The sequence below is a fragment of the Larkinella sp. genome, from assembly GCF_965227735.1.
Classification (GTDB): domain Bacteria; phylum Bacteroidota; class Bacteroidia; order Cytophagales; family Spirosomataceae; genus Larkinella.
On the sequence record NZ_OZ245776.1, the window covers coordinates 5,947,299 to 5,962,080 of the forward strand.

Genomic DNA, 14,782 nt, shown 5'->3' on the forward strand with positions numbered 1-14,782 from the left:
GAAACTCATGCCACATATTCTCAGAATTGATAATGACCCCAACGTCAGCCAGCAGAACCACCAGGATTGGACGGGTTCGCACACCGGCCTGACGGGCAACCGCATTGAACACATTCCCGACACGCTTTCCGGGGCCGCGGGTGGTGCCGCCGGTGCCGCAGCCAAAGCCGGTACGTCGATTCCGTCGCCCTTTGCGCGGCTGTATCTGTTTGATACGGCTTTCCGGATGATCAAAAACAACCAACTTCCGCGCGAACTGTCGCTGTATCACGTGCTGGTTTCGCACGCCCTCGACATGCTGGAGCTGCTGTTTCAGGCCGGGAACAGTGCAGATCTGACGTACCGGGTCTGGAACCGCGCAGAACGACTGGATGCCCTGCGGAAAAAACCCAACCCCTCGACCACCGTTCGCCATGCGCACCAGATTCTGGCCAAAGCCCTGGAACTGGATTTTCGCAACGAACTGGGCACGCTGCAACAGTTTACGCTGATCTATTACAAAGGCGCGCTGCTGGGTGGAACCTCGCCCTTGTCGCTGGTCTTTACGTCACCCAACTGGGAACAGGAACGCCAGAACAAGTTCATTGATCCGCCCAAAAGCACAACGGGCCGGATGCTGTTTCAGAATGAATATGTGCCTTTGCAGGATCGGGATACGGCTTTTGTGACCTACCTGCGACGGCTTTATGATCAGTATAAAGATCTGCTGCCCACCAAAGGCGGTTTTTCCGAATTTCTGTATAAAGCGTTTTTTGACAATACCACCCAACTCCCGGTTGAAGCCAACACGACGCTGGCGAACTTCGAACCGATTCAGATTGGTGGCGAAGGCAACTCGACTTTGCAGGTGCTGCCGGGACTGGCCCTTTACAAAGTGCGTGAAAACGATGTGCTGGACGATATTGAAGAAAACAGCGATTTCGTCATGCAGCCCACGGTTTCGTATTACCAGCAGGAAAGCCGCAACGGCGCACCGACCAACGTTCGGAAACCGCTGGCACTGGCGTCGCGGATGGATGTAGCCGGGCGGTATGTGAAAAATACCAACTGGAATCCGCAGACGGTCATCATGCGCTCGCTGCTGAACAACCTCAGCGAAGGCGGTTTGCTGGCCGAACGGTATTTGCCGGGCGTCGACAACGTGCGGTATCCGTTCCTGACGACCGATGACTTCCTGGAAGATTTTCTGATTCAGGTTCCGTTTAAAATCAACAACAAGCGGTTTTTTACCGGAACCATCGGCGAATGCGAGTTTTTGCTGCCGGTTCGGAAAGAGTATTTCAACTTCTTCCGGATCGACGATTTGCAAAAACAGTTTTCCTTTTCGGTGGAACACCGGGGAACCGATAAGATTATTACGGCGATTCTTCGCATTCCGATTCGGAACAACCGGACGATCGAATTCCGGAAAGAATACAATTTGGGCCGACCGGAAACCGTGATCGACTTCCGGGCCGGTCTGGCGTTTTTTCCGTTCTACCGCGTTACGGTTCCCGATTTGCAGTCCCTGAACCAGTATTATGTCATGCTGGCCGATGTCAGCGATCCGAACATTGGTTTTCGGGCGCACAACTCGGTGCATTTTTACGAGCTACCCAATATTATTGCGGGAAAACCGCTCAATGTTCCGGCTCCGGAAGCCCGTTCACCGAAAGTCGACCCCTTGCCGGCGTCGTATTATTACAAAGTCCCGCAGGCATTCGACGTCATGGAAATCCGGCTGGAGCGGAGCGGTATTCCGTACCGGGGGCTGGTGTTGCCGCAGTTTACTACCATTTCGGAAAAAGGCTACAAAAACTTTACGTTTGCCATTGACTTCGGAACGTCCAATACGCACATCGCCTACACCGATGCTGCGATGGGCGATGTGGAGCCGAAAGCCCTGACGGTGAGCGATCAGAATACGTCGCTCAACAAAGACGAACTGCAAATGGTGTTGTTCAACAAACCGTATGAAGGCTACGAAGCGCAGACGGTGTACGACAAATACGAAAAACGGGTCAGCTTTGGCGGTCTTGTGCAGCTCGATCAACTGGTTCGGCGGGAGTTTGTTCCGGCCATTATCGGCAAGGAGTTTGGCTCGCCGTTCGCGTTCCCGCTTCGGACGACGGTGTACGAGAAAAGCGGTTTTACCGACAGTGGTAACAACTTGTTTTCCAAAGTCAACCTGGGCTTCAACATCGATCTCGAGGAAGGCAGCACGGGCGTCAATCACTACGTGACAAATTTGAAATGGCTGTTTGAAAACCAGCCGGGCGACACCCTGAATCGCCCCCGGGTTCGGGCTTTTTTCGAAACACTTTTTCTATTGATTCGAAACAAAGTGATTCTGAATCAGGGCAATGTGCAGCAAACGAGCATCGTGTGGCTGGCTCCATCGAGCATGCGGGCCGTCACGGAAGATAACCTGGTACACGAGTGGGAACAGGCCGCCCGGAATGTCTTTGGCACCACGAGTAACTTCCGGGTCAAACCGGTACCGGAGTCGCTGGCGCCCTACTTTTACCTCGTTAAAAACGGCGTCAAGTCTTTTGCCGACACCGTCAACGTGGACATCGGTGGTGGAACGGCCGACATCATGCTGTTCATGAAACAGCAGGGGCGGTATTTGAATACGTCGTTCCGGTTTGCCGGTTACGACATCTGGGGGGGCGGTTTGGACGAACAGGGCCACCCGTCGCACCGGAAAGACAGCGGTTTTGTCAAAAATTACCTGGCCTACCGCCGAACGTTGAATCAAACGCCCGCCCGGGAAGATTCGATTCTCGACACGTTTCTGAACAAACCGGAGCTGACCGCCGAGGATATTGTTAGTTTGCTGTTCAAATACGACAGTCACTTCAAGTTTACGCAGTCGATTCAGGATGGGAAACCGGCCCTGCGAATCGTACTCTACCTGCACTATAGCTCGATTGTCTATCATCTGGTTCAATTGCTGGAGTCGCACAACCTGGCGTTGCCGCGGTACCTGACGTTTACGGGCCGGGGTAGTCAGTATCTGGCGATGCTCGGGTCGCGGTCGCGCCTGATTCAGTTTACCAAGATGCTGTTCAAGGCATATTCCAAACAGGCGGTACCGTCGGATTTTGAAGTGATTCTGTCCGATAATCCGAAGGAAACCACGGCCAACGGAGCGGTTTTATACGAAAACGCCGGTGGCGAGAAAGCGCAGTATGAAAACCGGGAAACGACCTGTTACTGGGGCAACGAACCCGCAACGGCCGACGAAGCAGGGCAGGAGCAGGCGAACCCCTTTGCCTTTGAATACCGCCGGACAAAAATCGGGGAAGTCAGCCCGCAGCAGGCGTTTCACCACTCGGTTTTGCACAACATGCAGCGGTTTCTGGAACTGACGTTGCACGACCGCGATATTGCTTATTTCCTGAGCGAATACAATATCCAGACGCCTGAGCGGTATGTCGATTACCTCGTCGGCGCGGACATCACGCGCGGGGGACGTCTCTACGACAGCTACATGCTGGCGCGGATGGGTTTTGAACAACGGCCAAATGATGCGCTGGGTGAAACCTACTTTTTTCTGCCGCTCAAACACGCGTTGTATGAGCTGTCGAAGTACATTGCCGAATCGTAATCCTCAACTAAACTTTCTTTTCAAAGGATGATCTGTCAAACTACCCGCTGGATTGTGTTGCTTGGCGTGTTGCTTCTAAACAGACCGGCTTTTGCCCAAAATGATGCGGAATACCGGCGCAAACTCGATCAGGCTGCTTTTCTGATGACCAAGGCGACGGTGGAGTTTCTGGCGACGGATGCCCAGACCTTTCCGAATGTCAAGTCGAAACAATGCGCTTGTGATTCGTATGAGGGGCTGAAGGACTTCATCGCGCAAAACGACCTCGTCGGGGCGGATAAACTGACCGATGATGCCCGAAAAAGAGCGGCTCAGAACATCGCCCAGATCAACCAGCCCCGAACGGCCCTGGAAGGCGTCAAAGATTTCCTGGTGCAGAAAGTAGCCACCGGAGACCGGATAACCCGGCAGACGTTGCCGGGTTATCCGGCTTTTCAAACTGCCCTGGATGGCATCATCACCAGTGCTTTAGGCGCGGGGCCTGCCGTTGTTGCATCCCCGCAGCCGGTCGCTGCTGCGGAAGAAGATGCACCGGCCGATTCGATAGAAAACATTGAAAAAACACCGGTAACCACCCCATCAACCACTCAATCAAACTGGAATGCTATGGATAGTTTTGCGCTTATTTTATCGATATTGAGTCTCGTTGCCGTCGCTTTTCTGGCGTATCTCGTCATAAAAAACCAGAAGCCGCAGCAATCGGCCCGTGATGTGCAGTTTGACTCCCAACTGGCGAAACTTTCTGACCGGATCAGTAAACTTGAAGTACGCAAAAACCAGACGAATGATAATTTTCAGTTGAATGCACAACTGGAAGCCCTTGAAAGAGCCGTCCGGTTGCTGGAACAAAACCGAGCCGAAAAACCGGCTGCTCCGGCGGTTAAAGTGCCGCTTGAAGTGGTAAAACCCGTTCAGGAAGCGCCAACCGAGCCGGAAACAGCCGCGCGTCCGTCCAATCGTTTTCGCACGCCAACCCTGCCCTCAAAACCCACGGCTCTCTACGCCCGAACGGCGGATTTGGGCGACGGTTTCAGCGCCGGAGGCTTGTTGACCACCCCCGAACGCGATACGGTTTTTGACATTAGCCTGCAAGGCGATACGCAGGCTACTTACCAGGTTTCGGAAAATGCGGATGCCCAACGGCTGGCCCTGAGCGATCCGTATTCGTACCTCAATGATGCCTGTGAGTATCTGACGCAGCCCAATCCGAACAGCCGGATTCGGACGGAGCAGGTGGGTCGGTTGACGCTTCAGGGCGACAAATGGAAGATTACAGAAAAAGCAAAAATTAGATTTATTTAGTAATTTAATACCCAGCCCGGATTATTTGGTAACAAGATAGTATTTAATTGAACTATTCTGATAGCCGCTTGCCTTGTAACCGGTCTTCGCTACAATGAACAGGGATTTACGGAGATCATGACACTGGAAGAACTACGGGATCGTATTAAAAATGAAGTCGTTCTCTATGAGGGAGAATTGGCCGACTGGCAATGGCGGCAGAAAGGACTAGTGGCGGAGGCTAATGAACTGGGAATTACGGATTTTACCCGCCTGGTCAACGACATCAGCCGTCAGGTAAACCGTGATTTTGGGAAGATTCTGGATCTGAAAAAGAAGATGGTCACGGTGGCCCTGCAACGTCGGAATCAATTGTCGGAAGCGGACATCAACCAGTTTGTCGCCGAAGCTGAACGGGTGCAGTTGTCGCGGGCTTTTGTAACCGAACAGTGGATTCCGGCTATTCTGGAAGCCCTTCCGGTTTCGTCGGCAAGCGAAGAGGCTGTTTCGCCGGCCAGCTATGGATCGGGTTCGGCTGCTTCACCAGCAAATCCGCAAAATCCGCCCATCCCGGTGCCGGTTGTTGAAAAAGTAGAGTCGGTTCGGCGAAAAATCAAGAGTATTCTGGACGATTATGACAAGCACATTCAGGCGCAAAGTCTAAAATTTCTGTTCAAAGCCGTTGATTACGATGAAGCGGCACTGGCCGAAGAAATCCGGCTGTATCTGTCGGAGCATTATTACGCATCGGTGAACCCGCCCCGTGGCAATACGCTGAAGGAAAAACTGATTTCGACCGACTGGCGGCACCTGAGCTGGTGGGAAAAGGAGCAAGCCAAACCGCAACCGGCCGACTATGTGAAAACCCAGACCGGGTATACCACAACGCCGACGAATCCGGCAAACCGGTTTCCCGCACCTGCGGGATCATTACCTGGAAACCCGCAGCCGATTTTGCCACCCCCGGTCGTGTCGCCGGAACCGCCTAGAAAAAGCAGCTTTTCGGATGCCGCTCTGATTGGCCTGGCCATTTTATCGGCCCTGGTGCTGATCTGGGTGGTGTTGCGGATGACGCGGGGCGAAGAACCGGAGCCGGAACCGACTCGTAAAAGCTCAAAAAAGCAGACGAGCCAGCGAATAGATGCCTACCACTACCCCAGGGGTTCCTAAGGTGCTAATGTCCTTGAGACCCTGAAATCATTTCCGGGCGCGGTTGGAATTAGATACCGAATGATCAAAAAAATAAACAGACACAGGCTGTGTGTGTTGACTGAATGAACGATCGTAGCCGATTACGTAAAAAATTAGGAAGATTAGATTGACTTTTCGTAACTTTTGAGAGTCTTAAAAGAATGGCTTTCCTCGTTTACTAACTGCAGCATGAAATGATCGATACCATTCGTCAGAAAATACAGGAGATTTTTGGCCCTTACGACCGGCACGTGCCAGCCCACGTGATCAACCGGTTGTTTGTTGCTATTCCGTCCGATGAAACTACCTTGACGCAGGAAATCATGGGATACCTGCTTGAACATAATTACGAAGCCCTCGAAACGCCTAAGGGTCAATCGCTTCGGGAGCAGCTTATTTCGACCGATTGGCGGCAAAAAGAAGCAAAATCGTGGATGGCTGAGCCTCAGCAACCCGTGACTGCACTAACCGGCGATGTGTCGGTTCACCCCATATCCACGCCATTCAGCCAGTCTAATAAAGTATTGATTGCGCTGGTGATCGTTTTTGTAAGCATTTTACTGTGGCTTTGGAAAGGAAAATTGACAGAAATCGATAGCGGAGCCGGGCGCGATGAGGTGGCTGAACTGGAACAAACCCGGAGCAGTGGTGCCGTTCAGGTCAGAGAGACCATTCGCCAGCCCAGTGCAGGTAAAACGGAAAAGAAAACCGCGCCGTTGTCCGCCGAACCCCTCGCAAAAAACACTAATCCTCTTCTTACGCCCACCGAAATCGGTCCAACTCCCGTTCCCGCTGCTTCGGAAACAGTCGAACCGGCAACGGCTGTCCAAACAAAACCGTATGATTCGGTCGATAATCGGGTGGGTGATTTTGGGTTACGGGCAGCCCGCAAGGGGGGGAAATGGGGCTATGTCGATCAAAAGGACAAGTGGCACATCGACCCGGTGTATGACGACGTGACCCCTTTCCTGAACGGGAAGGCAACGGTTGTTCTGGATGGCCAGCAGATTGTGGTTGACCGGGACGGAGGGCGCATTCGGGACGACAACTAACGCGTACCAGCTCCGGCGCTCACCGTCAGGTTCCGAAACTGCGTGCCGTCGGTCGTCGAAACAAAGCCGATGCCGTTGCCCTGATACTGCCGGAACTGGTACGGACTGGTCGGTATTTCCCGCCCGTTGAGGTAAAAGTGAATCTGCTCCCCTTTTTTGCGAACCGTCAGCGTATTCTTTGTCGTTGAGAGCGGAATGCCCGCCGGTACATAATCTCCCCGCATGTAGATGGTGTAGCTCAATCCGTTGATCACGTATTTGACGGACACCTGGTTCTTGTTGTTGATCCGAAAATGGCAATAATTTAACGAGTCTTTGACCCCGATCAGCAATCCGGCGTCGGGAATGATGCCACCGGGACCAGCCAGATCGACCTGGACCATGAAGGTATCCAGTTTGTTCAGATTGAGGGCCGTCGGAATCGAAACATAGCTAAAGGCGGATGCCGGTGAATCATCGGCCTGCTTGTAGATGTGGTAGGCGTTCTGGGACATGTCGTATCCGTAAGCCCCCCGTCGGCCAATGAGCCAGCGGTTCCGGTTATCCGTAAAATTTTCCGTAAAGAGCGGTCTGGAACCGGATGCCGAATTTTTTGCCTTGATTTTCACGTGGACCCACGAACCGGACGCCGAATAGACCCCAACCTGCGCCTGGCTTTCTTCCAGCAGACTGATCAGAACTCCCAAAATGAGTGCGAAACGCATCATACCGTAGTCGTTAAAATTTGTAGTGGAACACCGCAACCGGATACCCGGACTGGTAGCCGGGTTTCAAACTGATTTTCGGTTCGGCGGTCTTGATGCGCTGCTTCTGGTTGCGTACGCCTTTGATCAATGTGGCCACAATGTCCGTCACCCAGATGGCTCCCGACAGGCGGGTGGCAATCATATACCGGTGGTGATGGTCGTTCGCACTGTCGTAAAACGGTTGTGCGGCTGTGCGGTTGCGTTGCTGTTCATACAGCGCGTAGTCGTCGCGCGACTTTTTACGTTCCATAAAACCATAAAGCATCAGGCCGTAGCAGGTAGCCGTAATGCCCAGCCGGTGGCCAATAACGGGTTTAGGCGACTGCACAAAAATATTACCAACGCCGGGGGCAATCACCGACAGCAAGGCGAATTCGGGTCCACCGGGCCGGTATTTCTTTTTTGGAAGATCGATGGGCGTTTCGGTTACGGACTCGGTCGGTTTTCGCACGGCCCCCGGAATGACTTTGACCAGCAGGGTAGCCCGGATATTTTCATCCAGCTCAAATCCGTTTTCCTGGGCTCTCCAGACGATGCGCCGGTTGGTACCGGGCGAAACATCCTGCCCCCAATCGCCGGAAATAAACTGCGGAGCGGGGTTCAGGACGCCGTTAATCTGGCTGCGAAGGCGGAAATAGACGGAATCGGCCGGTTGGTTTCCGGTAATGTCGTACAGGATTTCGACCGACGATTCTTCGATCACATTGATGCGAATATTGGTTACAGCAACCTGACTGACAGCGGGTAACGCAGGCAGCGCCAGAAAGAAAGCAACCCATCGTTTCAGCCAGAAAAGAACATATTGCTGATGCATAACGGAGAAGAAGGCTAATTGGTGACAGTAACCAGGCGCGAAACGGAAAGCTTATCGTCGCATTGGTTCGCGAGAACCATCGTTACGTTGTAGGTGCCGGGTTTCTCGTAAAAAACCGTAAACTGATTCCCGGAGCGATTGCGCCCATCGCCCAAATCCCAGCCTACTGCTCCTATATCACCTTTCTTATTTTCCAGAAAAAAAGTAACTTCCAGTTTGGCAGCCGTAAAACCGATGGTTCCTTCAGGTTTTTCACAGATCGGAAAATTCTTTTGATCCAGGTCAAACGGTTCGCAGGCGGCACAGCACAGGCTGATCAGAACCAGCGCAACAAAGACTTTTATCATGGTCGTTCAAAAGGCTTGCGAAACTAATCAAATTAACAGAAATGCCCTTCCAAAATAATGCCATTCCGATAAGCAAACAAACGTTTATCACATTGCCGGTATTTTTTTGTAAATTTATTCTGTATTGTTGCCGTGTTTCAGGGATGACAGCCTGTCTGAAAACCGCGTTTCGGACGGCGCCCGAAAGCCTGAAACATGCCGAATTCCAAACACCCACACATTGATAATGTCCTGGACTGCGAAAACAAAAAATGAGCTGGTCGCCGAGATTCGGCGGTTGAGCAAAGAAGTCGATATCCGGAACTCCCTGGACGGGAGTTCACAACTACCCCATGCGTCGGTTTTCGACGTCAGCAAAACGGTTGATCAATTGAATCTCATCGGGTTGACGATTGAGAAAGACGGTACGGTGACTTTTTGTAACCAGTATACGCTACGGATCACGGCCTGGCAACCGACCGATGTCATCGGAAAAAACTTCTTCGAGATTTTCATTCCGGCGGGCGAGCGGGTGCAGATGCAGCGGGATTTCGACGATGCCATTGCGCGCGGGGGCGTGGTGGAGCAAAAAGAAATCAACCTGCTGGCCAAGAGTGGTGCCGTGCGAAATGTTCAGTTGAACTCGTTCATTATCAATACCGTAGCCGATCATACGGCGGTTCCATCGTACACCTTCATTGGCGAAGACGTTACCAATAAAAAGCGTGTTGCTTCGGCCCTGTCGTATTCCAATTCGCAGTTGCAGGATCTGGTGGATAACACCAGTGACCTGATTCAACTGGTGACGCTCGATGGCAAATTTATGTTTGTCAACCGGGCCTGGCGCGAGGTGCTGGAATACAGTTCCGACGAAATTGCCTCGCTGACGTTGCAGGATGTCCTGCACCCCGATTATGCCGAAAGCACGCTTATGCGGCTGCAACGCGTGCGGGATGGGGAGAAATTTCCGTATTTCGAGACGGTTTTTCAGAGTAAGAAAGGCAAAACCGTCTTTGTGTCGGGCAGCGTCAACTGCCGCTACGACCAGGGAAAACCGACCGCGTACCGGTGCATTCTGCACAACATTACGAGCCGCATCCGTGCAGAAAAGGCCCAGAAACTCTATTACAGCATTGCCAACTGGACGCTCAACGCGCCGAATCTGGACGAGTTATACCAGAATATTCACGATGAACTGAGCAACATCATCGATGCCCGGAATTTTTTTATTGCACTATATGACCAGAGTAAAAGCTTTTTGTATTTCCCGTATTACGTCGACGAATATTTTACGGGAATGCGGTTTACGAAACGCAGGCTGGGCAATGGCCTGACCGAATATGCCATCCGCGCCAACCGCCCGCTGTTTCTCTATGAGCAGGATATTCAGCAACTGGCCGACACACAGAATCTCTACCTCTACGGGCAAATTCCGAAAGCCATGCTTTGCGTTCCGCTCCGGATTGGCGACCGGATTACGGGGATTATCGGTGTGAAAGCCTATGACAAGGCCGATACCTACAATATCCGTGATCTGGAATTGCTCGAATTTATCTCGGGACAGGTGGCGCTGGCCATTGCCCGGAAGCAGGATGAAGCCGCCATCAACAAGCAAACCGCCCGGCTCAATGCGATTTTTGACAGCAGTTCCCACCTGATCTGGTCGGTCAACAAAAGCTTCCAGTTAACGTCGTTCAACCGGAATTATACGCGGCTGATCGAAAACCAATTGGGCGAAATTCCGCAGTTGAACGTGACGACCGAAAAGCTGGGCTGGCGGATCATCGGGGCCGAAAACCGGCGGTTGCTGGAAGAAAAATACCGGCTGGCGTTCCGGGGATTGCCGCAAACCGTCGAACTGCACTACCAGACCATCAAAAGTGAAGCCTGGCTGGAGGTGCACCTGAATCCGATTCTGCTGTCGGGGGGCGTCATCGAGGAGGTGTCGGGGATTGCCCGCGACATCACCGCCCGGAAACGGACGGAACTGGAACTGCGCGGCAGCGAAGAAAAATTCCGGGGTATTTTCGTCAACCTTCAGGACATTTATTGCCGTGTCGATCGCGAAGGGCTCGTCACGATGATCAGCCCGTCGGTTTTGAAACGAACCGGCTACACACCCGAAGAGGTTATGGGACAGCCGATTACCAACTTCATCGATAAGCAGGATATTCGCCGGGCGCTCGTGCGCCTGATTCGCAACAAAAGCCTGCGAAACTTTGAGGCCACGCTGCACCGGAAGGATGGGACGGTCCGGCAGATCATGCTCAACATGTTGACGCTGAACGATAAAAATGGTCGGGTTGATGAAGTGGCCGCCCTGGCCCGCGACATCACCGAGCTGAAGCGCAACGCTCAGGAACTGATGAAGGCCAAAGACGAAGCCGAGCGGTCGCTGAAAGTAAAGGAGCGGTTTTTGGCCAACATGAGCCACGAAATCCGGACGCCAATGAACGGCGTAATCGGCATGATCGACCTGCTGAACGATACGCCCCTGGATCAGGATCAGAAGGATTATGTGCAAACGATCAAGAAGTCCTCGGAAACGCTGCTGAACATCCTGAATGATATTCTGGATTTGTCGAAAATTGAAGCCGGGAAGATGGTTTTGCATGAAGCACCCATTTTGTTCCAGGAGGTTTTTGACAAACTGGTGTCGCTTTTTGGGCAGCAGGCCAGCGTGAAAGGCAACAAACTGAGTTACCACCTGGACGAAAAACTGCCCCGGTTTGTGATTGCCGATCAGACGCGGCTCTTGCAGATTCTGTCTAATCTGACCTCAAATGCCATTAAGTTTACCGAAAATGGTGCGGTGACGGTCGAGGCTTCGCTGGTCAGCAGGAAGGGCAAGTTCAACCGGATCAAGGTGGAGGTGAAGGATTCGGGCATCGGGATTGCAAAAGACGATCTGGGCCTTCTATTCAATTCATTCAGCCAGGTCGAAATGTCGTCGCGCAAGTCTTTCGGCGGAACGGGGCTCGGTCTGGCCATCTCGAAGGAATTGGCGGCTCTGATGAAAGGAACGATTGGCGTTGAATCGGTGACCGGGAAGGGGAGTACCTTCTGGTTTACCATTGAATTGAAAGAAACCCTGATCAGCCCCACAAACCAGAAGTCCGATCAGGCCGAAATTTCGTTGCAGAATGTGTTCATCGATCATCATCCGTATTTATTACTGGTCGATGACAACGCGGTAAACCGTAAGGTGGCGACCGAAATCCTAAAAAAATCGGGCTGCCAGGTCGAAACCGCATCGAGCGGGCAGGAAGCCATCGATAAAGTGACGATAGCCATGGCCGAAAACGGCAAACCGTATGAGCTGATTTTCATGGATATTCAGATGCCGGATATGGACGGGGTGGAGACAACGGTGAAACTGCGCAGTCTGTTCGGGACGCAGTTGCCACCGGTGATTGCCATGACGGCTTATTCGATGCGCGAAGACCGGGATCGTTTTCTGAGCCAGGGGCTTGATGACTACATTGCCAAACCGATTCGGGCCCAGAGCCTGATTTCCAAAGTGAAAGAAACCGTAGATGCCCGCAAGGATTTTAGAGAAGCAGCCCAGATGCGCTCCAAACAACTGGAAACCATCCGCGAACAGGAGATGCCGATGGTCGACACCGAGATTATTGGTCAATTGGAGCAGGTGGGTGGCTGGGATCTGGTGACGTCGATTTACGAAGATTTCGAAATCGAAGCGACCACGCTGGTTCAGGAATCGCTCGATGCCTTTGCCATTGGCGATATTCCAACCGTCAAAAGCCATCTGCACACGCTCAAAGGCAGTGCCGGAACCATTGGTGTGGCCCGCATGGCACAGATAGCCCGGGAAGCCGAAGGCAAGCTAAAGGTGAGTGACAGCAGTACCCTGGGCGATGATCTGCGCTTGCTCGATAAAGAATTCAAATTGTTTTTAAGCGAATATAAAAATACACTTGAAAAGCTGGTCGCTGAAAAAGCCGGCTAAATGATAAACTTATGTCTTCTCGTCAACTCATTTCTTCCGGCACACCCTGGGAGCCGGTGGTCGGTTACAGCCGTGCCGTTCGCGTCGGCAATCTGATCGAAATTTCGGGCACCACCGCCATGAACGGCGACCAATTGATCGGTCGTGACAACATTTACGAACAAACCCGGTTTATATTGCAAAAAATCAGCGGAGTGCTGGCGGAGGCCGGTGCAACGCTGAACGACGTGGTGCGTACACGGATGTACGTTACTGACATTTCAAAATGGGAAGATGTGGGGCGGGCACATGGTGAGTTTTTTAGGGATATTCGGCCCGCAACTTCCATGGTGGAAGTAAGTGCTTTAATCGATGCTGAATTGTTGATTGAGATTGAAGTAACGGCATTTCTGAACTCTGGTAATTGACTTGATTCCAAATTAAAAATCATTTTTCAGAACCCATTCCATCTTAATTTTTAATGCTGTATTTTTGCTTCGTTTGCACATAATAATCTATTAATCAGTGGGTTACCCACCAAAAGGTAAGTATTGTTAACGAATGACACCCGAACTAAAACAAACAAGCGAAGAAATTATCTCTACTGAACTGATTATCAAGAAAGCAGTTGAAGTTATTTGCGGAAAATGGCGGATGATTATCATTCACCTGCTCCGCGAAAAAACCCTGCGGTACGGAGAAATTAAGCGTGGGGTTCCCGGAATCAGTGAGAAAGTGCTGGTTCATGAATTGAAACAACTGGTCGAACTGGGAATGGTCGACAAGCAGTCATTTGGTGAAGTTCCGCCCCGGGTGGAATACAGTCTTAATGAAAAAGGGCGTACGGTTTTGCCCGTCATCGATCTCCTGCGCGAAGTAGGCCAGGCCTTCATGTAAACATTACCCCGGACGCAGAAACACTTGTTTTTGCGTCCGGAATGGCATATTTCTCAGAAATGAGCCAGTTTATACCCCAGCGTTAGTGTCGCGTATCCGATAAAACCGGTAATGCCGCTGTCGTTGAACACGCCCCCAACGGGCAATCCGTAGCGGACATCGACTTCAAGCCGTTTCAGGAGCGTAACGCCCGCACCAAATTCAGCTCCAAAATTGAACGTTTTTACCTGTAAAATGCCGGCCTGATCCGGATTGGTCAGATCGACCTGATCGGATATTTGTGAAATGGGAAAGCTGGGCAAACTGGCACTGGCTTCGACCTGCCCCGATGCGGTTCGGGCTGCTTCGGCCTTGATGGTGAACAGAAATGTAGGGCCGCCATAGACGCGCCATTTACCTTCATGCCCTTGTTTACCAACAAAGAGCGGGATATTCAGCGAAGTCAGGGTTGGTTCGGTGGTGGTATTCAATCGGGCGTAAAGCGTTCCCGGCCGAATGTTGGGCAGATTGACGCCAAACTCCTTTGCTGCGGCAACGTCGATTCGATCGATGGGGGCTTTCTGTTTCAGCACCAGCGACGAATAACTGATTTCGGCCTGCAGGAAAAACCGGTCGTAGTGTTTGCGCGCCCACAGGCTCCCAAAATACCCGATGCCAATGCCATTGTTGGCATTTCGAATCCGGGGAAGTTCCAGACCCGGCGAAAGCGTCTGGGCCGGAATGACCGTGTACCCGTGTGTAAAAGTGCCTCCTCCTCTGATTCCCAACTCCATACCGCCCTGAGCTTGTGCTTTGATGGTTACCAGAAAGACAAGACAAGCGACCCCAATTAGTTTCATCCCGAATAAAGCCGTTACGGTTTTGGTGCTCCATTGCGCCACTCCCTGCCACAAGAACGGAAAACTCTGCCAAGGCGTAAATAGATTTTAAAATA

Annotated in this window: 11 protein-coding genes; 7 read left to right on the forward strand and 4 right to left on the reverse strand. The window is 52.0% G+C overall.

Annotated elements, in window-relative coordinates; genetic code table 11:
- Positions 1-7 precede the first annotated feature (7 nt).
- The 4 genes from ACO064_RS23310 to ACO064_RS23325 all read left to right on the forward strand — a co-directional run bounded on the left by ACO064_RS23310 (position 8) and on the right by ACO064_RS23325 (position 7,116).
- A complete protein-coding gene (locus ACO064_RS23310) occupies positions 8-3,592 on the forward strand; it encodes a hypothetical protein (RefSeq protein WP_421829613.1) in 3,585 nt (1,194 codons plus the stop codon).
- A 27-nt stretch (positions 3,593-3,619) separates the two neighbouring features.
- Positions 3,620-4,894 carry a hypothetical protein gene (locus ACO064_RS23315; RefSeq protein WP_421829614.1) on the forward strand — a complete coding sequence of 425 codons (1,275 nt, stop codon included), beginning with the start codon at positions 3,620-3,622 and terminating at the stop codon, positions 4,892-4,894.
- A gap of 117 nt (positions 4,895-5,011) precedes the next feature.
- Positions 5,012-6,043: a hypothetical protein gene (locus ACO064_RS23320; protein ID WP_421829615.1), complete on the forward strand. Its 1,032-nt coding sequence runs from the start codon at positions 5,012-5,014 to the stop codon at positions 6,041-6,043.
- A 215-nt stretch (positions 6,044-6,258) separates the two neighbouring features.
- On the forward strand, positions 6,259-7,116 hold the full coding sequence (locus tag ACO064_RS23325; protein WP_421829616.1) for a WG repeat-containing protein: 858 nt from the start codon (positions 6,259-6,261) through the stop codon (positions 7,114-7,116).
- On the opposite strand, the gene ACO064_RS23330 is transcribed toward ACO064_RS23325, so the two are convergent.
- From ACO064_RS23330 to ACO064_RS23340, 3 genes are read right to left on the reverse strand one after another with little or no spacing between them, the layout of a single operon-like run.
- Positions 7,113-7,823, reverse strand: coding sequence for a hypothetical protein (locus ACO064_RS23330; RefSeq protein ID WP_421829617.1), 711 nt, complete (start codon positions 7,821-7,823; stop codon positions 7,113-7,115). The two genes, ACO064_RS23325 and ACO064_RS23330, sit on opposite strands and share 4 nt — an antisense overlap.
- Before the next feature lie 10 nt (positions 7,824-7,833).
- Positions 7,834-8,676 (reverse strand): hypothetical protein, encoded by an 843-nt coding sequence (locus tag ACO064_RS23335; protein ID WP_421829618.1) that lies wholly within the window; start codon positions 8,674-8,676, stop codon positions 7,834-7,836.
- 14 nt (positions 8,677-8,690) lie between these two features.
- The gene (locus ACO064_RS23340) at positions 8,691-9,023 is read right to left on the reverse strand and encodes a PKD domain-containing protein (RefSeq protein WP_421829619.1); all 333 of its coding nucleotides are present in this window, start codon (positions 9,021-9,023) and stop codon (positions 8,691-8,693) included.
- A 226-nt stretch (positions 9,024-9,249) separates the two neighbouring features.
- Here ACO064_RS23340 and ACO064_RS23345 point away from each other — a divergent pair, with 226 nt between their 5' ends.
- The 3 genes from ACO064_RS23345 to ACO064_RS23355 all read left to right on the forward strand — a co-directional run bounded on the left by ACO064_RS23345 (position 9,250) and on the right by ACO064_RS23355 (position 13,848).
- Entirely contained in the window at positions 9,250-12,972 is a 3,723-nt protein-coding gene (locus ACO064_RS23345) for a PAS domain S-box protein (protein ID WP_421829620.1), read from the forward strand.
- A gap of 11 nt (positions 12,973-12,983) precedes the next feature.
- Entirely contained in the window at positions 12,984-13,379 is a 396-nt protein-coding gene (locus tag ACO064_RS23350; protein WP_421829621.1) for a RidA family protein, read from the forward strand.
- Positions 13,380-13,512: 133 nt separating this feature from the next.
- The gene (locus ACO064_RS23355; RefSeq protein ID WP_421829622.1) at positions 13,513-13,848 is read left to right on the forward strand and encodes a winged helix-turn-helix transcriptional regulator; all 336 of its coding nucleotides are present in this window, start codon (positions 13,513-13,515) and stop codon (positions 13,846-13,848) included.
- Between the two features lie 53 nt (positions 13,849-13,901).
- Here the strand turns inward: ACO064_RS23355 and ACO064_RS23360 are convergent, their stop codons facing one another.
- Positions 13,902-14,741 (reverse strand): outer membrane beta-barrel protein, encoded by an 840-nt coding sequence (locus ACO064_RS23360; RefSeq protein WP_421829623.1) that lies wholly within the window; start codon positions 14,739-14,741, stop codon positions 13,902-13,904.
- Positions 14,742-14,782 lie beyond the last annotated feature (41 nt).